We start from the raw sequence: 23,682 nt of genomic DNA on the forward strand, positions 1-23,682 counted from the left end.
ATCTATCAGAATATGACGCTATGTTAGCCGGATAACAGGCACACCGTAATGGCATGCTCCACCATACGGTTCTAACCTTTTACAGCCCCGATCGTCAAGCCTTTTACAAAATAACGCTGGATGAACGGATACAGAAACAGAATAGGTCCGGTAACGACAATCGCCATCGCCATCTTGGTCGACTCGGTGGGCAGGTCGGCTCCCAGGCTGACACCCGTACCAGCGCCCATATTAGCAATGAATGCCGCTGAGTTGATTACATTGTACAGATGGAACTGCAGCTGATATTTATGCGGATCATTGATGAACAGCGAAGACGAGAACCAGTCATTCCAATAAGCCAGGGCAAGAAACAGGCCTACCGTGGCAATGCCGGGCATCGACAGCTGGAGCACGATCCGCCAGTAGATTTTGAAATCACCGGCCCCATCAATTTTGGCGGATTCGAACAGTTCCTCAGGAACGGCCGAGCGGATAAAGTTCTTCATCAGAATAATCAGGAACGGGGTCATCAGCCCCGGAAAAATCAGCGCACCATACGAATCGGTCAGATGCAGATATTTGGTCATCATGATGTACCAAGGCACCAGCCCCCCGCCGAACAAGGTTGTGAAATAGATGTAGAAGGAAAACGTATTGCGGTATTTGAAGTCTTTACGTGCCAGCACATACCCGGCCATCGTCATAAAAAACAGCCCCAGCACCGTACCCGTCACCGTCGTAAACAGCGTAACACCATAAGCCCGCAGCACCTCATCCGGGAACGTGAACACCGTCTTGTAGCCTTCCAGCGAGAATTGCGCCGGTATAAAATGATACCCATCCTTAATGATAGAATCATTGGCAGTCAAGGAAGCCGAAATAATCAGCAGGAATGGAATAAGGCAGGCCAGTGAACCTAATATGATTACGGTGTAAGCCAGCCCCTGCAGCATCCTTGTATAATGGTCATCTTTGATATGCATGCTCTTTTCCTCCTATTGCACCTTTTAGAACAACGCGTAGTCATCATTGATTCTGCGGATAATGTAGTTCACCGTCATGATCAGGATAAAGCCGAACAGGGATTGGTACAGCCCCGCAGAAGTCGCCATTCCGATATCAAAGGTAACCTTGAGTGACCGGAATACATACGTATCCAGAATGTCCGTGGTATTGTAGAGCACGCCATTGTTACCGATCAGCTGATAAAAGAGGTCAAACTGCCCTTTCATAATGCTGCCCAGCGAGAACAGCAGCAGCACAACAAAGGTCGATTTCAGCATGGGCACCGTGATATACCAGATCCGCTGGAAAATATGCGCTCCGTCAATTTTGGCCGCTTCATAGTACTCATCGCTGATCCCCGTAATGGCCGCGAGATAGATTACCATGCTATAGCCAAGGTTTTTCCAGAGATAGAACAAGATGATGAGGAAGATCCAGACGACCGGTTTATTGTAGACATCCACTGGACCGGCTCCGAACTGGGCAAGCAGGGTATTCAAGAAACCGTTATCATAATTGAATACATTGTAGACGATAACGCTCAGGATCACGAAGGAGACAAAGTACGGCAGGAACATGATCGACTGGGTAAGCTTCTTGAACCATTTGACGCGCAGCTCGCTGAGCAGAATGGCACAGACAATCGCCAGCATGTTGCCCAGCAGGATAAACGCCAGATTGTAACCGATCGTATTGAGCGTAAGCTTCACCAATGTCCCGGATTTCCAGAGAAACTCAAAGTTTTTGAGGCCCACGAACGGTGCATCGAACAGTCCGGAATTGAAATCAAATTGAGTGAACGCATAATAAACTCCGACCATCGGAAAATACGAATTCACCAGAAAAAACAGCAGTGTCGGAAGCAGCATCAGAAAAAGAACACGGTTATGGATTAGCTCATGCAGAAATCCTTTTTTCTTCTTTTTCATGCCGGCCCCCATCTGTGATGACAGCTGACCCGTTCCCTTTAAGGGAAGTTCAATGGCTAGCGGCATTCGATTCTTGCGTTTGCGCTGTCTCAAAGCCTTCACTCTCCTATACCTATATATAAGTTGCAGCGGCGCCCGATTTCCCGCCTCCGCTTGGACACTCCTGCTGCGCTCAGCGGCTCCGTCCAATGTATGACCCAAGTATAGGAGCCCCCCCTTCCGGCGAACAGTGCAGCTTGAGGGTATTCCTGCATTATGTTGCTAACCGTGCAGTGTACATTTCGGACTTTTGTGCAGAATCGTGAGAATTTGGACCTTTCCGGCAGCTTCGTGAGCACACAAATAACCCCCGGCTCTTCTTCGGATTGAAGATAGAACCGGGGGGAGCCGTGTCTTAAGCAGCTTGCAGCAGCTCTCCGCCTCCATGCACCGGGAGCAGACCGTCTCGTTGACCACCGCTTGCGCCGAGCAAGCCGCCTCTTATCTGCGTGCCCATTACCGCGAGGAGATCACGACGGGCATGCTGGGAGACAGCCTGAATTTTCATCCGGTCTATATTGCCCGCTGTATGAACAGGGAGTACGGCTGCTCTCCAATGGAATACCTGCTCCGCTACCGCATTGAACAGAGCAAGCTGCTGCTGATGCAGACCAGCTTCCCCATCGCACGGATTGCTGAAGAAGTCGGCTTCAACCAGGCTCCCTATTTCAGCTCTAGCTTCATGAAGCTGGGAGGGATCTCTCCCCGGCAATACCGCCAGCGCTTCTCCTGATGAAATGCACTGCTGCGGATGGGCGGGTATCCATGTGGATAGCCGCAGCAAGCAAACAAGCCACTATCCGTAGCTAACGGATAGTGGCTATGGATCTCTCTATAGGTTGAACTTTAGATGCCGATCCCCCACCCGAATGGGTATATCTCCTCATCCCTTAATACGCAGCCATCGCTGACGCTGACTACCTCTGTAAGATTACTTGCAATCCGCCTTAGCCTCCTCCTCAAGCGAGGAAAAATAAGCAATTTTATGATCTATCTTTTGCGCAAAGGTCTGGAAAAACTTAATCTTCTCATCAATATGCAGCTTATGAGCCTGCAGCAATTTCCGCTGCTCGGATAGTGTGCTGATTCCTTCCTTGGATAACAAGATAAACTGTTTGATATCTGCTATCGGCATCCCGGTATCCTTCAGGCAGCAAATTAACGAAATCAGCTCCAGATCCTCATCGTGAAAACAACGGTTTCCGTTCTCATCCCTGGCAACCACGGGCAGTACGCCCTCTCTTTCGTAATAACGTAACGTATATTGGCTCAGACCGCTTTTTTGTGATATGGTTTTGATGCTGTATCCCATGATAACAGCTCCCTTCCGCCTTTGGCTTTGGTTCCATCTCTAAAGTAACACCATTCGCGTTCTATTAAAAGCGCTTTAAAAATCTATTGACTTACAGTTAACTCTAAGGTCTACACTTTACTAGGAACCTTACATTTGAGGAGTGAGCAAACAATGGTAAAAAAAATTAAAGCAGGCAACAGCCAGCTTGAGGTCGCCCAGATTTCTTTAGGCTGCATGCGTCTTGCCGATCTGTCTCCGCAAGACGCGGACGTGCATATTCACAGTGCGCTGGAGGCCGGAATAGACTTTTTTGATCATGCGGATATTTATGCAGCCGGTAAAGCTGAAGAAGTATTCGGCGGCGTACTTGCCGCCAGCCCGGGCATGCGTGATCAGCTGATGATCCAGACGAAATGCGGAATCCGCCAAGGCTTTTTCGACTTCTCCAAGGAGCATATTGTCCAGTCGGTGGAGAACAGCCTGAAGCGTCTGAAAACCGATTATGTAGACGTGCTCCTGCTGCACCGCCCCGACACGCTGATGGAGCCGGAGGAAGTGGCTGAAGCCTTTGATCTCCTGGAGCAAAAGGGCATGGTTAAGCACTTCGGTGTCAGCAACCTGAACCCGCTGCAAATCGAGCTGCTCAAAAAAAATGTCAAACAGCCGCTGCTCTTCAATCAGCTGCAGCTTAGCATTATGGTCTCAGGCATGATTGATGCCGGCTTCAACGTCAACATGACCAACACCGGTTCGGTTGTACATGATGGAGGCATTCTGGAGTACAGCCGCCTGCATGATATGACCATCCAGCCTTGGTCACCGTTCCAATACGGCTTCTTTGAGGGCGTATTCCTGGGCAACGAGAAGTTCCCTGAATTAAATGAAGTTATTGGCCGCCTGGCCGCTGAAAAAGAGGTTGCCGACACCGCCATCGCGATTGCCTGGCTGCTCAGACATCCGGCCAACATGCAGCCCATCGTGGGCACGACTAATACCCAGCGTCTGCTTGATATTGCCAAAGCGTCGGATATCACGCTGACCCGTCAGGAATGGTACGAGATTTATCGTGCAGCGGGCAACAAGCTTCCTTAACTTGTCCTATTTCTGGACCAGCCATAGCTTAAGAACATCTGTAAATCAAACAAAGAGTACTTCAGAAGCCGCTTAAGGTTACCGGAGTACTTTTTGGTATTAACAACTAACAACCTTTCTGAAATTATCATGCGGATCAAGAGTGTACATAATCTGATTGACCTTTTTCATACACTGGGATATTTTATTTCTAAAGGATAAGTAGAACGGAGCTTGCAGATGGGGTTACACTATAAGGGGTTTCTGATATCGCTTCTGATTTTGTTGCCAAACCTTCTATTATTACGCTTTGCACCACGATCCATTCCCAAATTAACCTCTACCTCTATTCTCTTTACGGTATTCGAACGGATTGGCCAAATCACTTGTTTTGTTCTGCCTATCCTCTATGGGCGAAAGATTGCAGAGCAACCTATAGACTATATAACACTTCTAATGGGGATCTGCCTCATAATTTACTACCTATGCTGGATTCGCTTTTTTGGGGGCGGCCGGGAGTTTTCATTATTGTTTAAACCCTTAGGTCCTATCCCAATACCCATGGCCCTCTTCCCAATGTTGTATTTTGTCCTTCTGGCATATTGGCTGCACTCTTATCTCTTTGTTGTCCCTGCCCTTATATTCTCCATCGGCCACTTTGTAAATAGCTGGAGTGTATATACGCAGATCAGGTGATAGTATTATGAGGGCAATCAAAATAATGAGTACTATTGCTCATCGGCTATAAAATTCTGCGGATGTCATCCTTATGATGAAGAACGGTATGATTATTGAAAAAGGAACCCATGAAGAGTTCCTTTCGACGACACCTTCTATGTTTCTGTTAAAATGAATTTAGAATACTTGTACAACTTCTTTAATATCATCGATTTCCTCAAGAATTGCGCGCTCAATAGCAGCCTTTAACGTAATCGTAGCACTTGGGCAACCGTTGCAAGCTCCCAAAAATCTTAATTTGGCTATACCGTTCTCAACCTCGACTAATTCAGCATCTCCACCGTCACGCAGTAAGAAAGGACGTAGTTTGAGAAGCACTTCCGATACTTCATCGAATAAAATTCCATTCCCCTCCATTATTCCAGCTCCTCTCATTGTTTTACCAACAGTCAATTCAAGCCTTTTTTCACCCTAGATAGTCTGACTGATCCTTTGCTTTTTGCCTAAGAATGGCCTCTTGATCCGAAAGTTCCCTTATAAGCGTATAAATAGAGTCTAAAGGTATCATCACACCACAACTTGCGCTCAATCCTGACAGCATATTGAAGTAGAATTGAAGTTTCCGTATCTCTCGGGTAATTTGAGCTAGTTCTGAATTGTCCGAATTATTTTTCTTCATTACTAACACCTCGTACTTCTCTTCAGGAATTAATAGTGAAAGACTCGCCAGCCGATAAATCCAATAAAAAGGATTTGAGGAACTGGAAATGGAAAAAAGATGGGTCGTTGAATTGAGCCAAGAAGAGCGTGAGCAATTAGAACAACTGATTAAAAAAGGTAAAGTTGTCGGATATAAAATCAAGCACGCTCATATGTACTGAAAGCCGATGAAGACGAGTTGGGACCAGCGTGGCCAGATACCCGAATTGCAGAAGCCTATCATACAAGTGAAAGCACCGTCCGAAATTTGCGAAAACGGCTGGTCGAAAAAGGCTTCGAAACGGCATTGGAGCTTGAAAAACAAGCCAATCGCAAGATCAAGTTTGATGGTGAGACCGAGGCGAAACTGGTCGCCATTGCCTGTAGTGAGCCATCCGAAGGGTACAGCAGATGGTCGGTTCGACTGCTCCCCGATCGCATGGTTAAACTGGAAATTGTAGATGAAATTTCGCCCATGACGATACAACGTATGATGAAAAAAACAAACTTAAACCGTGGCTGAAGAAACAGTGGTGTATCCCGGAAGCTTCCGGCGAGTTCGTGGCACGCATGGAGGATGTACTGGATGTTTACCAACGTCCCTATGACCCCAAGCGGCCCTTGATTTGTTTGGATGAACGAACCGCCAGCTCACAATGGAAACGAGGCCTTCCTTTCCGGCCAAGCCAGGCGAGCCGAAGCGTATCGATTACGAATACAAACGCAACGGTGTTGTCAACCTGTTTATGATGTTCGCGCCGCAGGAAGCAAAGCGTCATGTACGTGTTAGTGATCATCGGGCGCGTGTTGATTTTGCAGCTTGCATCAAGGAACTTGTAGACACCCACTATCCGGAAGCCGAGCAGATCGTCTTGGTTATGGACAACCTCAACACGCATAGCATCGGCTCGTTATACGAAGCGTTTGAGCCAGCCGAGGCAAAACGATTAGCGGACAAACTGGAAATCCATCATACGCCGAAGCATGGAAGCTGGCTGAACATGGCTGAAATTGAGATAGGCGTGTTGAGCCGACAGGCGCTTTCCGATTATGTGGCCACCAAAGAAGAAATGATCTCACGCGTAGCGGCTTGGCAATCCGACCGGAACACTGCACGTTCGACCGTTAATTGGCAATTCACAACAAAAGATGCTCGGATCAGGCTCAACAGATTATACCCTGAAATTTAGGCGATACGCAGTACTAGATTTTTAAGGATCATGGGGGCACCATTGATTTTGGAACCTCAATTTGGCAAATCAATGTTATCGGTGGCTTTGAAGGAAGTACGCCTCGGGGGATTCACATTGGAAGCACTACTGCGGAAATAAATGAGGCTTACCCTGACGCTGTTCCTTCTTCAAGTGATGAGTAGTTTATACGCTCAAAAGATGCATAGCTTCAACACTCAACAGATAATCAGTACTGGATTCAATTCAGTATAAAGAATGGGAAAGTTATCGGCATCGTCATTACCAAAAATCTGACTATGCAATAAACTTATATATCTATACCTAACCTAAAAAAACGGGTGGTCATGAGACAATCCGTTTTTTTAGGTTTCACATCATCTATGGGTTAACTGAACGAGATATTCTGAAATTTATAAAGACCAGGGTCGGTTGTCTGAACATAGTTAAGGCCATGTTCACACACGCAGCCGATACGTTAGCCATCCGCGGTATACTTGGGATTTTCACCCGTTAGCACGATGCGGTGTCAATCGCACAAAAGAACATCCCTTCTGCCAACCACCAGTTAGGGATGTTCTTCAATCTCATTACATAAGTATGGAATTAATGCCCCATCATCGCATCATTTAGCTGTCCATTTTATAGAGCTTAGCGAGCCCGCCCTCTGAAGTTTCGCGGTAACTACTGTTCATATCCAGGCCTGTCTCATACATGGTCTGTACAACCAAATCAAAGGATATCTTACGGGTACCAGACAAGAATTTGGCCAGACTCAGCGCATTGATCGCCCGCATCGCACCGACAGCATTCCGCTCGATGCAAGGAATCTGAACCAGTCCGTTAATCGGATCACAGGTTAATCCCAAGTGGTGCTCCATGGAAACCTCCGCCGCATACTCAATCTGATCGATCTCCATACCAGACAGTTCAGCCAGTGCAGCTGATGCCATCGAGCAAGCCGTGCCAACCTCCGCCTGGCAGCCGCACTGAGCGCCGCTGATGGAGGCGTTCTGCTTGACCAGATTGCCCATGAGCCCTCCGACGGCCAGAGCCCTGAGAATCTGTTCGTCCGGGACCTGCATCTTCCCCTGCATATAACGAAGCGAGGCAGGGACAACACCGCTGGCTCCGCAGGTCGGAGCCGTTACGACTGTGCCGGCGGCGGCATTCTGTTCGTTGACGGCGAAAGCGTATGCGCTGACGATCCGGTTCTCCCGTGTCTCCGGGCTCTCATCCACATGCCCCTGATGATAGAGATATTTCGCCTTGCGTTCGACATTAAGACCGCCTTCCAGAATACCTGTGACGGACAGCCCTTCGTCGATCGAATACTTCATCGCTTCCCAGATTCCTTGGAGGAATTCCCAGATCTGTTTGCCTTCACGCTGCTCGACGTAATCGCTTAGCCGGATATGATTCGCTTTACAAAAGGTACTGATCTCTGCAAAGCTGTTCTCCGGGTAAACATCAGGCCCATGCGTCTCCTCCCGCCCCTCAATCACGATATCCCCGCCGCCGATACTGACAGCACGCATGGATGCGGTTTGCCGCCCGCCTTTGTAAGCGAACAAGTCCATGGTATTGGGATGGGGCAGAACAAAATCTGCCTGCGGAACAAATTGAACCTCCGCCCTAACGGGTGACAGTGCTCTAATAATAGCTTTGTCCGTCATATGGCCTTTACCTGTTTTGGCAAGGGAACCATAAATCAACGCCTTAAATTGGTCTGCATCTTCATTTTCTGACTTGAAGATTCTGGCCGCTTTCTCCGGCCCCATGGTATGGGAGCTGGACGGTCCACTGCCAATCTTATAGAGTTCAGTCAACGATCTCATAGCACCCATACATCCTTTCCGGCTATTGCCCACTCCTCTGAAAACGTTCCTTGATCTTCATCAGCCGCTCATGAATTCCCTCTTCATCAATGGCCATGTCATACAATTGGTGAGTAAGCTGGAAGCCTTGATCATTGGCAAGGGCTTCTTTCCACGGATGCGATACAATCGAATGAGCAAGATGTCTTGTAGAGCGGGGTGCCTGCATGATCATCTCTGCCAGCTCCCATGCCCGTGGAAGAAGCTGTTCATAAGGCAGCACCTCACTGACCAGACCGAGCTCTAATGCCGTTTGAGCATTAATGTTCATGCCCGTGTATGCATAAAATGCCGCTTTCTTGATTCCCAGTATCTTTTGAAGTGCCAGGACGATTCCATCTCCAGGCGGAACACCGCCCAGATAATGGGCATCGAAGAATGCTGTGTCTTCCGCACAAATGGTAATATCGCAGAGCGTCCCCAACTGCCAGTGTGCGCCTGTGCCATTGATCGCCCCAATCGTGGGGATGTCCATGCAATAGATCATATTTTCAATCATTCTGAGTGACTCATGGTACATTTCCAGCTTCCGGCGATTCGGCCAATCCATGAATTTGGTTGTCCAGACTTCAGGATTGCCTGTCTGCCACAGCTCTCCTGTCCCTGTAAGGATCATGACCTCATTCTCAGGATCACGGCCAATATCGGACCATACATGACCATATGCCGCTTGGACCGGCCAGTCGAATTGTATAGGTCCCCCGTCAGTGTGCATACGCACTTCGAGGATACCGCCGCAGCGGGTCATGAGGAATAAGTCCTTGTACTTCTCCGAGTATTCTTCGAGCCGAGTAGGTCCCGTCATCTTTCTATTGAACATCGTTGCCCATCAGGCGTCCTTGCATTTTCTTCAGCCGCTCCAGCGCTCCTTCTTCATCAATGGCCATGTCGTACATTTGGTGGGCAAGCTGGAATCCCTGATCGGCGACCAGAGCTTGCTTCCATGGCCGGGAGATAATGGAGTGAGACAGATGTCTCGTTGAACGCGGTGCCTGCATGATCATCTCCGCGAGCTCCCAAGCGCGTGGAAGAAGCTTTTCGCGGGGCAGCACTTCACTGACAATACCCAGATCCAAGGCGGTCTGACCATTGATATTCTTGCCGGTGTAGGCGTAATAGGCTGCTTTTTTGAAACCGATCATGCTCTGCAGTGTGAGCAGCATTCCATCTCCCGGAGGCGTGCCTCCCAGATAATGCGGATCGAAAAAGTCAGCGTCTTCTGTACAAATGGTAATATCACAGAGCGTTGCGAGTTCACAGTGCGTTCCCGGCCCGTTGACCGCCCCGATGGTCGGGATGTCAATGCAGAAGATCAGATTTTCAAGCAGTCTCAGTGATTCATGATACTGTTCGAGCTTCTTTTGCTTCGGCCAATCCATGAATTTCGTATTCCAGACCTCAGGGTCGCCAATCAACCATTTATCCCCAGTTCCCGAAATAATCATGACTTCGTTCTCAGGGTCACGGCCAATATCTGACCAGGCATGAGACCAGGCGGTATGAGCTTCCCAATTGTGCTTGTACGAACCTCCGTCGGTGTGCAGACGCACTTCAATGATTCCGTCACGGCGGGTCATTAACAGGAATTCCTTGTATTTCTCCGAGTACTCTTCAAATTTAGTGGGTCCAATCATACGTCTCTCTGTCATCTTAATTCCTCCTAAGTTTGGTTTAGAACTTATCTATTACTTTCAAGCCAATCTCTGGCAAAAGCAGCGTAAGCCGCAGCCCCTCTATGAAGCACCTCATCCGAGAACATCGTCTTTGGATGGTGTACAGGGTAACTATAGCCTTCCTCGATATTGCCTGCGTTAAGGAACACTGTCGTACTTGGCACCGCCTGTGAGACAAATGCGAAGTCTTCTGATCCCATTAATTTACCACCGGGTACCAGTTGGGTTATACCGATGAAGGAACTCGCGCCAAAAGTGTTGGCAATCGTCGTTCTCATTTGCCGGTTCAGCCCGCTGTCCGTTTTCACCTCAGGACATCCCCTCGTATAGATCACTTCCACCTTGGCCTGAAAAGTTTCTCCTATTCCTGCGGAAATTTCACAGATACGAGTCTCCATTTTATCCCGCAATGCGGCGCTAAAGGTACGTACACTTCCTTTCATTCTGGCCATATCGGGAATCACGTTGTTTGTACTTCCGCCTTCCATCACGCCAATGGTAAGCACTGCATTATCAATTGGCGAAACTTCCCGGCTAAGGATACCCTGCAACGCCAGATGAAGATGAGCAGCCACATTTAAGGGGTCCACTGCGGCCTCGGGCATTGCGCCATGTGAGCCCCTTCCGCGGATGATAATTTCGAACCAATCCGAAGAAGCAGATATCGCTCCACCTTCCTCAGGCACTACAAATTGTCCGGTAGGAAGCGGCATTCCAGTCAATACGTGAAGCATCATGGCTGCATCCACCTTGGGATTATCGAGAATCCCGCTCTCCAGCATCATTTTTGCCCCGTGCAGCGTCTCTTCACCCGGCTGAAACATAAGCTTAACCGTCCCGCGAAGCTGCTGTTCGTTAGCCTTCAGAATCTCCGCAGCTCCCAGCAGCATGGAAGTATGCATGTCATGACCGCAAGCATGCATGTTTCCATTCAACGATGCGTAAGACAGCTCCGTTTCTTCTTGAATCGGCAGCCCGTCCATATCCGCACGGATCAGAACCACCTTCCCTTCATGCTGTCCGCCAATGGTAACCATTAAGCCTGATTTTCCTACGGGAGCGGGCTTAAGGCCCATCGACTCCAAGGCCTCTTTTACATATGAGGTTGTCCTGGGCAAACTTAGATCAAGTTCCGGAACCGCATGAAGATGATGCCGATACTTGACCAATTTGTCCTGCAGCTGATGCGCCATAATCAAAAAGTCTTCAGCTTCTTCAAACACAATGAACATCTCCCAAAGCACAAATTAAATGAACGTTAGAACAGAGTTAACATTCCCCCCTTTGTATTTTAAGACTTTTTAAGAACGGATTTATCGTACTGGCATTTTTATTCCCTGTCAAGAGATATTAAGACATTTTAAGAACATTATTTCAGAGGCTGGCGGAACATTGTAATATCACATTTATTGTGATATAACTCTTTTGATTGAACTGTTTATGAAAGGAATCTATCATGAAAATCAAGCTGGGTATTATCACGCCTGAGACCCATATGGACTATTTCCGCGCCATTGAAGAAGAAATGCGGCCACTATGTCAGTTCCGGTTTCTTACAATCAGCAATTTCCGGGAAACAACAGACATCTATCTCAAAAACCTGGATTCGGTGGATGGATTTGTGATCAGCGGCAGGATGCTTTACGAGTCCATCGATAAGGAAAGCCTGGATGACAAGGTGCCTGTTCACATTTTGCAGGATGATGAGAACCTGTTGTACAGGGAGCTTTTCCGGCTGCTGGTTACAGAACATGGGCTGGATATCTCTCGGATCTATGTGGATTATGCGTATATCATCGAGTCTTTCAGCGAATTCCAGCAATACCTGACTCATGAGGGCAAACCCATTGACAGCGGAGATTTGCTCAAACGGGTGGAGACCATGCTGGAGAACCATATCACGCTGTGGGAAGATGAGAAAATAGATCTATCCATCACGGCGTTCGGCCATTTTGTGCCGGAACTGCAAAAGCACGGAGTCAGATATATCTTAATCCGCCCCACCTTGGAGAACGTCAAAGAGACCATAAGCGAGATCATCAACGAAATTACCATCCTCAAGCTTAAGAACCAGAGGGCAGTTGTTGCATGCTTATCGGCCATAACTGAGCAGCCACCCTCTGAAGAGCAGCTTCATGAGCTAAAAGTCCTTGTCGGCAGGTTTCTGCATAGCATGAATCTGGCAGACACGGCCCAAATTTCAGAAGGCTTTGTCAGACTGTACACTACCTACGGAAATTTCATGAGGATCACCTCTAACGCGCATAACTGCACCCTGCTGGAATATCTGGAAGAGCGCATAAGCGACAAGGTGAAGATTGGGTGGGGCTCGGGGCATGAATATTTTCAAGCGAACGTCAACGCTACCAAAGCTCACAGACAGGCGGAGGCCTTTACGGGCAGTTGCAGCTTTTTTATAGACGAGAATCAGAAGGTTGTCGGCCCCATGCGGAGCATGAATGTCATCCAGTTCTCCGAACAGGGTGACCCGGAAATCATTGCGTTAGCCAAAAGGATCGGAATCAACAACATCAATTTGCAAAAAATCATGTCCTATGCAGAAATCATGAGAACCAATAAATTATCCTCTGAGGATGTTGCCGAGTGCCTGTCCATGACCGTCAGAGGTGCAAACCGTATCCTTAACAAAATTGAAGAAAGTAAGTACGTACAAACGGTATTTGAAAAACGGGACAACAGTAAAGGGCGGCCAAAAAAATACTACGAGCTGTTGTTTCTTGACAACGAAGGACAAAAATTAAGCAAATGATGACCATTGGCAAAAAGGCATGTTTTCAGTTTCAAAAACATGCCTTTTGTGTGCATATTTACTGGGTCAAATCACTCCCTTGCCGGACGACCAGCTCTGCACATGTGCAGAAACCGCCGCGTTGCTGGTGAAGCATATTTCATCGAGTTGACCCGCGAAGCCAAGGGAACGGAAGCTGCTCTCTTCCAGCTCAAGCATGGCTACATGCTCATGCTGGAACCGGGTGACCAGCTCCGGGAGGATGATGCTGCCCAGGCCTTTTTCCACCATGGCAATAATGGCGTAACCGTCCCCGGCCGAGAACTGATGCCCGCCTTTTTCAGCCCCGTCGCACATCCTAGTCCGAATCGGCCTTGGGAATGATGAAGTCCTCGTAAGTCGAATTTAATCAATGGACTCAATTCCAAGAATATTGCATCTTCCTATACCCGACATCCCATACTTTTTCGTTCCTCAATAGTTATCGTGAGTTCACCACCTGCTTGAATAGGAATTTTAAACATTGCCGGGAACAGCTCGGGATAGAGGCGTTGAACTTCTCCAGAACTATTTAAAACTTCTTGTCCATCAACGAAAACCCTAACGCTTCCCGTTTATGAACTTACCGCCACCAGCAACTATACCGCATTGAAACCGGCTTCACAGGCCTTTCGCCAAAAGGAGGTGTGGATATCCCGTCGCCGAAGTATTCATACCCCGGAGTCTGCATACCTACGCTATATTAAACATATGTAACAGCGTAGTACTCTCAAACCAATTCTCACCCGTCATATTCTCAAGCACCTTCGTATAACCGACAAACCGCTCTAAAGCTGCATGATGATATCGTATAGATTCAGGCCATGATCCATCTGGATCAACACCAGTTGGGCCTTCACTATTGCATTCGCTTTGTTCAGTCAAGTATGCCTATTAGGAGAATCCTCCAAAGCCATCATTAGCATGCCTGTACCAGCACATGTCAGTCTGCCAATTACTGCAGCCCAACTTATCTAAAGCGCTTCGCAAGCTTCAGTCTAATGCTCTATTTTCTTCATACACCAGTTTGCAAGCCAATAATCAATTGCAAATATATCCCGGATCATGTTATTCCAAGTAAATCTTGTAGGTAGTTATCAAGAATACGAAGGGGCTCGTGTAAAGCCTGGTTTGGAAACTTATGCGTTACTTTATAACACATTCTTGGAGGCACAGAAACAGATAGTTTCTGGAGAACAAAATCTCCCATCTGCATCATATAATTGCCAATCGAAGCAGGCACGATCGTCCATTGTTTGGTGTTATTCAAAAAAGTAGTGATGAGTCCCGCTGTATCCAGATGAACACGGGATGGGCAAAGAGGATCCCACCACTGATCATGTCTGAATTGAAACTCTCTGTTCCAATTGATAAAGACTTCGTGCTGTGCCTCCAATTCTTTCATTTCAACCGCACCTCCAGCCTGACGCCCCGGCACAGCCAGACGCAGTAGTACCATTTCTTCCTTAAAAAACGGTTTAACCGTGACACTAGGCGACACGATTTCCCGCACCACAAATGCCACATCCATCTCGCGTCGTTCAATACTGTCAAAAGCTTCCTGAGTATGCTGCGTTCGAATTTGCAGACGAATTGACGGAGTATGCTGATTTAGCATTTTATACACAGGTGGCAAAACAAAATGACTTATACTTTCGGCAGCGCTTATGGCCAAACTTAACTGCGAACCGCTAGCCTGTAAGATTTGTGTTTCCCTCCAAAGAGCCTCCCATCGTTCCGCAATGCTAAAAAAGTTTTCCCCTTTTGGGGTCAGACTGATTTTGGATGCCCCTTTTCTCCGTTCAACCAAAAGGCCGCCCATTTGCTCCTCCAATGTCTTTAACCGGTAGCTTACCGTCGCTTGTGACAAGTGCAGCCATTCGGCCGCCTTGCTTATATTCTGGGTCCGTACAATTGCTAAAAATGCTTCAATCCCAGGAAAATACATAGAATATCCCCTCGATATATAGAAATACTTAATATAGTTCTCAAAATATTTGAGTTTTACACTATTATTCTTCATATTTAAAATTATCATTAATCAAGACAAACAGCAACGAAGGGTGGTTTAACATGAAAATTCTTATAGTTGGTTATTTTAACGAAACCTCAAAATCAAACATCGCAAGATATTTTCCGCAAGATTGGAACGTAGTTATTGCCCCTCCCGGAAAAGATATGCTGCATCATATCGAAGATTGTCAGGTCATAATCCCTGAACATATTAAAGTAGATCACAGCCTGCTTTCTACTGCAAAAGATTTAAAGTTAGTACAGACAGGTGCAGGATTTGATAATGTGGATATCCCTGCCTGCACACAACGTAACATTTGGGTGGCCAATGCTGCAGGCGTGAATGCACACGCAGTAGCTGAGCACGTTATGGCGCTGATCTTGTCTTATTATAAAAACATACCGTTTCTGGATGCGTTCATGAAAAACAGGATGGATGAACATCATTTGGACTATACCGGATATGAATTAGAAGGGAAAACCATTGGGATTATCGGTTTGGGCGCTATTGGGAAAAAAGTAGCTGAGTTTTGCCGAGTGTTTGATATGAGGGTGCTGGCTTATAAGAGAAATTACGTTGCACAATCGGACGGTTTTGTGAAAATGACGGATTTTGATACTCTTGTAAGCACATCGGACATCGTCAGTGTACACTTGCCTTTGAATTCGCAAACCAAGCAGTTGATCAACAAAACGATGTTTCAAAAAATGAAGAAAACCGCTTTGTTTATCAATACGGCCCGCGGCGGGATTGTCAACGAACGAGACTTGATTAATGCTCTAAAAAACGGGGATATTGCCGGCTCATGCTTAGATGTGTTTGAAACTGAGCCGCTTCCTTTGGACAGTGAGCTCCGGAATCTGGGGAATGTGATCCTTACGCCCCATACAGCAGGAATGCCTGATGGCCGGAAATTTCATAAGAAAAGATATGACTTTTTTGTCAATAATATAAAACGTGTAGAAAATGGTGAAGAGCCTGAAAGTAAGCTCAATGAGTTGTTACAATTTTGATGCAATAAAAAAATGAGCTATCGGACGCAGACCCTTGCAACTGCGTGCTTTCCGATAATTCGGGCAGGGACGGATAATGCTGCCGTCAGGCTAATAGACACACATTCCCGCACCTGGTTTCCCATAGATAATAAAAAGGGTAAACCTATGTCGTAGCCCTCCGTTTATGTCATAATTCACCTATCATTCACTTCTAGACGATAAAAAGAGGATGAACATGAATAGCATTTTAACTCTGCTCCATTTAGCACAAAAGGTGACAAAGAAGCTGAAGCCAAGTTGATTACCCATTATGAGCCAGTTATCAATAAATAAGCAAAATGAAATGAAATCATTCATGAAGATTGCAAACAACAGTTGACAATTACTTTTATACTGGCAGTTGTTTTTTATCTTTACAACTAATTATTTGCAAAGCCATATGGGGTACACTTCATAGGGCTTTGCATTTTTAAAAATATTTAATTTTAGCTAAATATTATCATTTTATTCTATATATAGTTGCCTTTCTCATTCCATATTCCCATTTATAAGAAGCCATAACTTTGACTGCTTCTTGATCTTTTATACCTTCATATTATTCACTTCAAGTGTGCTCCTTTCTCTATGGTGAGAACGAGCGAATGAGTGCTGACAGCTCTCTCAAGATGCCTCAGACACACAGTATGCATACATTTGAGGATACATTTAGTGTCTTTTACCTAAATAAATTCAGAATACTTGTACAACTTCTTTAATATCATCGATTTCCTCAAGAATTGCGCGCTCAATAGCAGCCTTTAACGTAATCGTAGCACTTGGGCAACCGTTGCAAGCTCCCAAAAATCTTAATTTGGCTATACCGTTCTCAACCTCGACTAATTCAGCATCTCCACCGTCACGCAGTAAGAAAGGACGTAGTTTGAGAAGCACTTCCGATACTTCATCGAATAAAATTCCATTCCCCTCCATTATTCCAGCTCCTCTCATTGTTTTACCAACAGTCAATTCAAGCCTTTTTTCACCCTAGATAGTCTGACTGATCCTTTGCTTTTTGCCTAAGAATGGCCTCTTGATCCGAAAGTTCCCTTATAAGCGTATAAATAGAGTCTAAAGGTATCATCACACCACAACTTGCGCTCAATCCTGACAGCATATTGAAGTAGAACTGAAGTTTCCGTATCTCTCGGGTAATTTCAGCTAGTTCTGAATTGTCCGAATTATTCTTCTTCATTACCAACACCTCGTACTTCTTTAAAGAGTGATAAAGGTTTGATCTATTAAATTATTGAATCAACCGATGCTGCCTTCCATTTCAAATTGAATCAGCCGATTCATTTCAACGGCATATTCCATCGGCAATTCTTTGGTAAACGGCTCAATAAAGCCCATTACAATCATTTGTGTGGCATCTTGTTCTGTAAGCCCGCGGCTCATTAAGTAAAACAATTGTTCCTCGGACACTTTGGATACTGTTGCCTCGTGCTCCAAAGTAATCTGATCGTTTTTAATTTCATTGTAAGGAATCGTATCTGATGATGACAGGTTGTCCAAAATCAACGTATCACACTTAATATTGGACTTGGATCCTGCGGAATCGCGGCTGAAGCTTGACAATCCCCGGTAGTTTACTTTGCCGCCCTGCTTGCTGATCGATTTGGATATAATCGTAGATGTTGTCTCGGGAGCAAGGTGAATTACCTTCGCACCGGCATCTTGATGCTGATCTTTACCGGCTACGGCAATAGACAGGATGGACCCCTTGGCTCCCCTTCCTTTCAATATTACAGCCGGATACTTCATGGTTACCTTGGAGCCGATGTTGCCGTCCACCCATTCCATTGTGGCATTTTCCTCTGCTACAGCCCTTTGGGTTACCAAGTTGTAGATATTAGGAGCCCAATTCTGGATTGTCGTGTAACGGACACGGGAATCTTTCCTGCAAATAATTTCAATAACTCCGCTATGCAGAGAACTGGTACTATAAATAGGCGCTGTACATCCTTCAACATAATGGATAAAACTACCCTCTTCGGCAATAATTAATGTCCGCTCGAATTGGCCCATATTTTCAGAATTAATACGGAAATACCCTTGTATAGGAACCTCACATTGAACGCCCCTCGGAATGTATACAAAGCTGCCGCCTGACCAAACCGCACTGTTAAGCGCTGCAAATTTATTGTCGGCGGGAGGGATGATCGTTCCAAAATGTTGCCTGAACACTTCAGGATATTGCTTTAAAGCAGTATCCGTATCAAGGAAAACAACGCCCTGCTCCTCCAGTTCCTTCCGCATACTGTGATAGACTACTTCCGACTCGTATTGAGCGGATACGCCTGCCAGAAACTTTTGCTCCGCTTCAGGAATCCCTAGCTTGTCAAAGGTTGCTTTAATCTCGGTGGGAACCTCCTCCCAGGTCTTTCCTTGTTTTTCGGAAGGGCGAACATAGTATTGAATGTTATCAAGATTTAATCCGGACAAATCCGCTCCCCACCCAGGCATCGGCATTTTGTAGAATTGCTTCAAAGCTTTCAGCCGAAAATCGAGCATCCACTCCGGCTCTTCCTTGATTCGGGAAATTTCACGGACAATCTCTTCAGTCAGACCTTTTCCAGATTGAAAAATAGACTGGTGCTCATCGCGAAACCCATATTTATATTCACCCATATCCGGCGCTTTTTTAGCCATTGTTATCGCTCCTTTTAACCTTCATAAGACTCACTTTGATTGGCTCAGATTCCCTATAATCTGCCAAGCTTTTTCTCCACTACATCCTGCAGGCGGCTACGCATTCCCTCCAGCGGGATCTCCGAAATGACAGGAGCGAGGAATCCGAAAATAACAAGATATTCGGCTTCGCTCCGTGAGATCCCACGAGACATCAGATAATAGATTTGTTCCGCATTTACTTGCCCCACGGATGCAGCATGACCGGCGGTTACATCATCCTCATCTATCAGCAGGATCGGATTGGCATCACCGCGCGCATTTGGACTTAACATCAGTACACGTTCTGTTTGCTGACCATCACAATGGGTTGCACCTTTTTCAATTTTTGTAATCCCGTTGATAATGGCCGTAGCTTCTTCACGCATTACTGCGCGTGTGATCATTTGGCTCACCGAGCTTCTGCCAAAATGCTGAGCTTGCGTAGTATAACTCAATTTCTGGTCCCCAGAGCCTATCGCAATCACCTTAGCGTCAGAGATGGACCCGTTGCCCTGGAGTAATGTCTTCGTATCACTGGCGGTATAGCCATTATTCATCTCGCCGACAATCCATTCTACACCGCCATCCGCAAGCACAATCGCACGCCGCTGGGTGAAGTCCGTTGTTGCTGCAGCAAGCTGATGAACAGAAGCGACCTGCACCTTGGAGCCTGCCCCTGCAAACACCTCTACCACACCATTATGCAAAACCTTGATATCATCTCTGCTCGATATACAATGATCCACATAGCTGATCTTGCTGTTGTTACCAGTCACAATCAAGATGTGAGGAGCAAAAAGCGCCCCGCTCGTATCGCTATAAAAGATCGCTTGAATGGGAACTTCAACCTCTATACCGTCCGGGACATATAGAAAAACGCCACCACTCCATAAGGCACTGTGCACAGCAGACAATCTGTGCTCTTCCGGCTTCACAGCCCGGTCGAGGTAACATTGAACCAATTCCTCATGTTCTCTCGCAGCAGTATGCAAATCAGTTAAAATCACTCCCTGTGCGGCTAAATCAGCCGACAATTCTGTGTACACTACATCCGAATTGATCTGAACGATGAGTCCGCCTTCCACCGGAGAGGCAAACAAACCTCGAACAACCTCCGGCGCATCTTCCAAACCTGACCACGCATTCTCAGCTTTGTAACCACCACTTTCGTAGATATCCCATTTTTCAAGTTTGATTTTCTCCACTTTAGGCAGCTCCAGCGTCTCTGCCAGCTCGAGTGCCCGAATCCGGCGTTCAAGCAACCAACGAGGTTCATCCTTAGCACTTGACCAAGCGCATAAAGCGTTCGCATTCATTGAAATTTTTGCTTGTATACCCACTTGCTTTTCCTCCTCTTCAGCTTTCAAACTTCCTCGCCTACCGTCTCATCCGTAATCCCAAGCTCTTCTTTTACCCAATCGTATCCTTCAGCCTCTAAACGGTGGGCAAGCTCCGGGCCGCCAGATTTAACTATCCGGCCTTGCATCATGACATGCACAAAATCCGGGGTAATATAGTTCAGCAGGCGCTGATAATGGGTGATGATTAAAAAGCCTCTACCCGGGCTGCGCATCTCATTTACGCCATTGGCCACAATACGCAGTGCATCAATATCAAGCCCGGAATCCACTTCATCCAGGATCACAAACTTGGGTTCAAGCAGCATCATTTGCAAAATCTCATTCCGCTTTTTTTCACCGCCGGAGAATCCCTCATTCAAATAACGATGCGCAAATTCCGGGTTCATCTCCAGCCCCTTCATTTTGCTCTCCATTTCACGGATAAAACGAATCAAGGATATCTCATCGCCTTCTTCACGCCGTGCATTGATGGCACTTCTGAGAAAGTCCGAGTTGGTCACCCCGGCAATTTCACTTGGGTATTGCATAGCGAGGAACAAGCCTGCCTGGGCACGCTCATCCACCTCCATCTCCAGAAGGTCTTCATTGTCCAATGTCACCTTGCCGCCAGTAACCTCATATTTTGGATGGCCCATTAAAGCTGAAGCCAACGTACTTTTCCCCGTCCCGTTAGGCCCCATAATCGCATGAATCTCTCCGCCATGAATCTCCAGTGTGAGCCCTTTTAAAATTTCTTTCCCTTCAATCTTGGATCTTAATTCCTCAATCTTTAATGTCGTCATTTATTGTAAACTTCCCTTCGGAGTAATCTTCGGCACGTGCCACCAAATCACTCATAAATTTTCCAATAATCTGCAGCTCAGCCTCTGAATAGGATTCAATGAATTGGTAAAACCTTTCTTCTTTTTCTTTGTGCAGCTCTTTATGCAAATGATAAACGTGTCTTCCCTTATCCGTTAAACTAAAGTAAATCTCCTTACGATTGTTGTTCAGTTGACTTCTCATAATGAAGCCCATTTCCAGCAGCTTTGCACTAATTTTAGTAATGCCAGCTTTGGACAACCCCATCTTCTCCACAATCCCGGTATGATTTATCGGTTCATAATCACCAATGCAATCAATAACGTGTACACTAGTAATATTGTTGGAGAGCATGTCAATCTGGTACTTTCTGGCCTGTTGCCGAAACGAGTTAAATTCTTGCTCAGTATACAGCTCATTCAGATGCAGCATTCTAATATATTGCTCGTAAAGATGACCTTTAAAATGATTTTGAAACTCCAATTTCGTAATCTCCCCTCTCTTGTAGTAGCTGCAGACCAAGTTCAGTGTCAGCAATAGATTATTTTTTGTTCACAAGAGAACAAAATCATATTAACACAATTGATATTGATTATCAATATCAATTGTGTTCAGTGTGACGCAATTCTGGAAGCGCTAGAGTTGTTTCAAAGCCGCGCCGCCGCGCTTCAATATGCTACCGTGAACATATATGGCAAAGAAGAAGCGCTCAGTTACCTGTGTCAGGATTTGCCTTGGGGCCAAAGAGTATAACAAGAACTGCGGTTTGTGCTGGTGAAGCTGAACGGGCGATTCACCATTCTAGCTAGCATCATCTGACCCTGAAGGCGACCGAGCTCATCGAACTGTATACCGCCCGGTTCAAGATCGAATGCACCTTGGGCGCTTAGCAGTTCATCGGCGGATTCAGCTACCACTTTGTAGCAAACCCATGCCGAAGCTCAACTGGTATTTGAAAAAGGGAGAGGTCCATCCCTTGGAGTTGGTGGAAGACGAGAAAGCGCAACGGGACATCCGCCTGACTGTGAAAGCAGCTGAAGGAACTTTTCACTGTTCAGTTCAGTAATTCATCAAATATTTTTTTTTTTTGAGAAACTGAGGTGTGATTCACTCTTATGTTGTTCCTTCGGATGTTGTCAATTTCGAGATCGATATCAACTTTTTAGTTCGTCACCACAACAGAAGTAAAGGCTCGTTTTGCTTGTCGCAGTCTTCCCTCCTCCCGCTTTATCATACAGCGCTGATATTTTGCAATTGGATGATAAAAGGAGGATAAACATGAATAGTACTTCTACTCTGCTCCATTTAGCGCAAAATGGTGACAAGGAAGCAGAAGCCACGTTGATCACTCGTTATGAGCCAGTTATTCCTACCTTTCAATTGGATTCTATGAAAAAACTTGATGATAATCATTATCAATTTCATCTTTCCAAGTTAAAGTCAATCTGATATAATAACACCGAAATACCAAACATCCTACGTTTCGTAAAGGAGTAATGCTGTTGTTAACTCAAACTCAACGTTTAACCTTGGTGGAACAGGTGGCCTACCAGATCCAGGAGAAGATCGAAAACAGCGAATGGCAAGTAGGGATGCGTATTCCTCCAGAGCCCGAGCTAATGGAACAGCTTCAAGTCAGCCGTAATACCTTGAGGGAAGCCATTCGGGCTTTAACGTATGCGGGTCTGCTGAAGACCAGACAAGGGGATGGGACCTATGTCTGCTCCTCAAGTGTTTTGGGGTCAGTGATTAAAAAAGTGATTCAGCATACCGATAAGCTAGAGAGCCTGGAGGTCCGATATGCATTGGAAAGAGAGGCTGCTGTCCTGGCTACCCTCAGGAGAGGCGAAGAAGATTTGGAGGCGATTCGGACATGCTTGGACCAGTGCAGACAAGCAGCCAGCCAGCAGGATCTCAAAGCTTATGCTCACTGGGATGTCGAGTTTCACAAAATGGTGATTGCTGCTTCACATAACCAATTGATGGCGAATTTGTACAATCATATTTCCGAGGCGCTGCAAAACATGGTTTTGGAAACGAAGGACTTCAAAAATGCAGCTTTTTATCACGACTCTCATGACCTGCTTTATCAAGCCATTGCCAATCAGGATTGCCATCAAGCCGAGGAGGCTGTTCGTTTATACATTGAAAAGGCCCGTACAGAATATAGCGTATGACGAAATCTGGGAAGCCACTCACCGGGCTTAACTAGAGACCTTTATCCATGCACAACCTGAAGGGATGGATACAGTGATCGGAGAACGTGGGGTAGATTGTCCGGGGGACAAAAACAGTGACTGGCTATTTACGGATGTTCCTCAAGAATTCGCCCATCCTGATCCTGGACCAGACCCCCACTGCACTGGATACCGAACTTCAATTCAGCATTCTCTTGCTGAGCTTTCAGCGAGAAGAACAACTTTGATGATTGCTCACCGTCTGGCAACCATAAAGAGAGCAGATCAAATTGTGGTCGTACCGCATATAGCATTGAAGAACAAGGAAAGCACGAAGCATTGCTTGCCGCTGTTGGACATTACAGTCGTTTTTCGCCCACAGTTTGGTGATGTACAATAC

General features: G+C 46.3%; 22 protein-coding genes and 2 pseudogenes. 9 read left to right on the top strand and 15 right to left on the bottom strand.

Annotation, left to right across the window (positions count from 1 at the left end; all coding sequences use genetic code 11):
• Window positions 1-71: 71 nt before the first annotated feature.
• Window positions 72-965, bottom strand: coding sequence for a carbohydrate ABC transporter permease (locus NST07_RS29555; RefSeq protein WP_038596468.1), 894 nt, complete (start codon window positions 963-965; stop codon window positions 72-74).
• 24 nt (window positions 966-989) lie between these two features.
• Window positions 990-1,928, bottom strand: coding sequence for an ABC transporter permease subunit (locus tag NST07_RS29560; RefSeq protein ID WP_341097783.1), 939 nt, complete (start codon window positions 1,926-1,928; stop codon window positions 990-992).
• A 391-nt stretch (window positions 1,929-2,319) separates the two neighbouring features.
• Here NST07_RS29560 and NST07_RS29565 point away from each other — a divergent pair.
• Window positions 2,320-2,688, top strand: a pseudogene (locus NST07_RS29565) (helix-turn-helix domain-containing protein); the annotation flags it as partial.
• A 198-nt stretch (window positions 2,689-2,886) separates the two neighbouring features.
• Here NST07_RS29565 and NST07_RS29570 read toward each other — a convergent pair.
• A complete protein-coding gene (locus NST07_RS29570; RefSeq protein ID WP_341096339.1) occupies window positions 2,887-3,267 on the bottom strand; it encodes a MerR family transcriptional regulator in 381 nt (126 codons plus the stop codon).
• A 153-nt stretch (window positions 3,268-3,420) separates the two neighbouring features.
• On the opposite strand from NST07_RS29570, the gene NST07_RS29575 reads away from it, so the two are divergent.
• Entirely contained in the window at window positions 3,421-4,341 is a 921-nt protein-coding gene (locus NST07_RS29575; protein WP_342480675.1) for an aldo/keto reductase, read from the top strand.
• An 834-nt stretch (window positions 4,342-5,175) separates the two neighbouring features.
• Here the strand turns inward: NST07_RS29575 and NST07_RS29580 are convergent.
• Window positions 5,176-5,415, bottom strand: coding sequence for a NifU family protein (locus NST07_RS29580; RefSeq protein WP_341096343.1), 240 nt, complete (start codon window positions 5,413-5,415; stop codon window positions 5,176-5,178).
• Between the two features lie 481 nt (window positions 5,416-5,896).
• Between NST07_RS29580 and NST07_RS29585 the strand changes: the two genes are divergently transcribed.
• On the top strand, window positions 5,897-6,220 hold the full coding sequence (locus NST07_RS29585) for a helix-turn-helix domain-containing protein (RefSeq protein ID WP_341096346.1): 324 nt from the start codon (window positions 5,897-5,899) through the stop codon (window positions 6,218-6,220).
• Between the two features lie 133 nt (window positions 6,221-6,353).
• Window positions 6,354-6,887 (top strand): IS630 family transposase, encoded by a 534-nt coding sequence (locus NST07_RS29590; RefSeq protein ID WP_341097784.1) that lies wholly within the window; start codon window positions 6,354-6,356, stop codon window positions 6,885-6,887.
• Window positions 6,888-7,516: 629 nt separating this feature from the next.
• Here the strand turns inward: NST07_RS29590 and NST07_RS29595 are convergent.
• From NST07_RS29595 to NST07_RS29610, 4 genes are read right to left on the bottom strand one after another with little or no spacing between them, the layout of a single operon-like run.
• Window positions 7,517-8,725 carry an L-serine ammonia-lyase, iron-sulfur-dependent, subunit alpha gene (locus tag NST07_RS29595; protein ID WP_341096347.1) on the bottom strand — a complete coding sequence of 403 codons (1,209 nt, stop codon included), beginning with the start codon at window positions 8,723-8,725 and terminating at the stop codon, window positions 7,517-7,519.
• A 22-nt stretch (window positions 8,726-8,747) separates the two neighbouring features.
• Window positions 8,748-9,569, bottom strand: a complete 822-nt coding sequence (locus NST07_RS29600) for an enoyl-CoA hydratase/isomerase family protein (protein WP_342480676.1) — start codon at window positions 9,567-9,569, stop codon at window positions 8,748-8,750.
• A 4-nt stretch (window positions 9,570-9,573) separates the two neighbouring features.
• Window positions 9,574-10,413, bottom strand: a complete 840-nt coding sequence (locus tag NST07_RS29605) for an enoyl-CoA hydratase/isomerase family protein (protein WP_341096350.1) — start codon at window positions 10,411-10,413, stop codon at window positions 9,574-9,576.
• 29 nt (window positions 10,414-10,442) lie between these two features.
• A complete protein-coding gene (locus NST07_RS29610) occupies window positions 10,443-11,669 on the bottom strand; it encodes a M20 family metallopeptidase (RefSeq protein WP_341096351.1) in 1,227 nt (408 codons plus the stop codon).
• A 224-nt stretch (window positions 11,670-11,893) separates the two neighbouring features.
• Here NST07_RS29610 and NST07_RS29615 point away from each other — a divergent pair, with 224 nt between their 5' ends.
• Window positions 11,894-13,207: a transcriptional regulator gene (locus NST07_RS29615; protein ID WP_341096352.1), complete on the top strand. Its 1,314-nt coding sequence runs from the start codon at window positions 11,894-11,896 to the stop codon at window positions 13,205-13,207.
• A gap of 66 nt (window positions 13,208-13,273) precedes the next feature.
• On the opposite strand, the gene NST07_RS29620 is transcribed toward NST07_RS29615, so the two are convergent.
• Window positions 13,274-13,543 (bottom strand): hypothetical protein, encoded by a 270-nt coding sequence (locus NST07_RS29620; protein ID WP_341096353.1) that lies wholly within the window; start codon window positions 13,541-13,543, stop codon window positions 13,274-13,276.
• Window positions 13,544-14,288: 745 nt separating this feature from the next.
• The gene (locus NST07_RS29625; RefSeq protein WP_342480677.1) at window positions 14,289-15,173 is read right to left on the bottom strand and encodes a LysR family transcriptional regulator; all 885 of its coding nucleotides are present in this window, start codon (window positions 15,171-15,173) and stop codon (window positions 14,289-14,291) included.
• A gap of 125 nt (window positions 15,174-15,298) precedes the next feature.
• Between NST07_RS29625 and NST07_RS29630 the strand changes: the two genes are divergently transcribed.
• Window positions 15,299-16,252, top strand: a complete 954-nt coding sequence (locus NST07_RS29630; protein WP_341096355.1) for an NAD(P)-dependent oxidoreductase — start codon at window positions 15,299-15,301, stop codon at window positions 16,250-16,252.
• 711 nt (window positions 16,253-16,963) lie between these two features.
• On the opposite strand, the gene NST07_RS29635 is transcribed toward NST07_RS29630, so the two are convergent.
• The 5 genes from NST07_RS29635 to NST07_RS29655 all read right to left on the bottom strand — a co-directional run bounded on the left by NST07_RS29635 (window position 16,964) and on the right by NST07_RS29655 (window position 21,588).
• Window positions 16,964-17,203 (bottom strand): NifU family protein, encoded by a 240-nt coding sequence (locus tag NST07_RS29635; protein WP_341096343.1) that lies wholly within the window; start codon window positions 17,201-17,203, stop codon window positions 16,964-16,966.
• 321 nt (window positions 17,204-17,524) lie between these two features.
• A complete protein-coding gene (gene sufB / locus NST07_RS29640; RefSeq protein WP_341096366.1) occupies window positions 17,525-18,922 on the bottom strand; it encodes a Fe-S cluster assembly protein SufB in 1,398 nt (465 codons plus the stop codon).
• Window positions 18,923-18,975: 53 nt separating this feature from the next.
• Window positions 18,976-20,259, bottom strand: coding sequence for a Fe-S cluster assembly protein SufD (sufD, locus tag NST07_RS29645; RefSeq protein WP_342481986.1), 1,284 nt, complete (start codon window positions 20,257-20,259; stop codon window positions 18,976-18,978).
• Between the two features lie 47 nt (window positions 20,260-20,306).
• Window positions 20,307-21,086: a Fe-S cluster assembly ATPase SufC gene (sufC, locus tag NST07_RS29650; RefSeq protein ID WP_341096367.1), complete on the bottom strand. Its 780-nt coding sequence runs from the start codon at window positions 21,084-21,086 to the stop codon at window positions 20,307-20,309.
• A complete protein-coding gene (locus NST07_RS29655; RefSeq protein ID WP_341096368.1) occupies window positions 21,067-21,588 on the bottom strand; it encodes a MarR family transcriptional regulator in 522 nt (173 codons plus the stop codon). Before NST07_RS29655 ends, sufC begins: the two co-directional genes overlap by 20 nt.
• 795 nt (window positions 21,589-22,383) lie before the next feature.
• Between NST07_RS29655 and NST07_RS29660 the strand changes: the two genes are divergently transcribed.
• The 3 genes and pseudogenes from NST07_RS29660 to NST07_RS29670 all read left to right on the top strand — a co-directional run.
• Window positions 22,384-22,554, top strand: coding sequence for a hypothetical protein (locus tag NST07_RS29660; protein ID WP_341096369.1), 171 nt, complete (start codon window positions 22,384-22,386; stop codon window positions 22,552-22,554).
• Between the two features lie 53 nt (window positions 22,555-22,607).
• Complete coding sequence (locus tag NST07_RS29665; RefSeq protein ID WP_341096370.1) at window positions 22,608-23,282, top strand: FadR/GntR family transcriptional regulator; 675 nt, start codon at window positions 22,608-22,610, stop codon at window positions 23,280-23,282.
• A pseudogene (locus tag NST07_RS29670) lies at window positions 23,212-23,672 on the top strand (ATP-binding cassette domain-containing protein); the annotation flags it as partial. The gene NST07_RS29665 and the pseudogene NST07_RS29670, both read left to right, overlap by 71 nt.
• Window positions 23,673-23,682: the final 10 nt, after the last annotated feature.

The sequence above is a fragment of the Paenibacillus sp. FSL L8-0340 genome (assembly GCF_038593145.1).
GTDB lineage: Bacteria > Bacillota > Bacilli > Paenibacillales > Paenibacillaceae > Paenibacillus_AQ.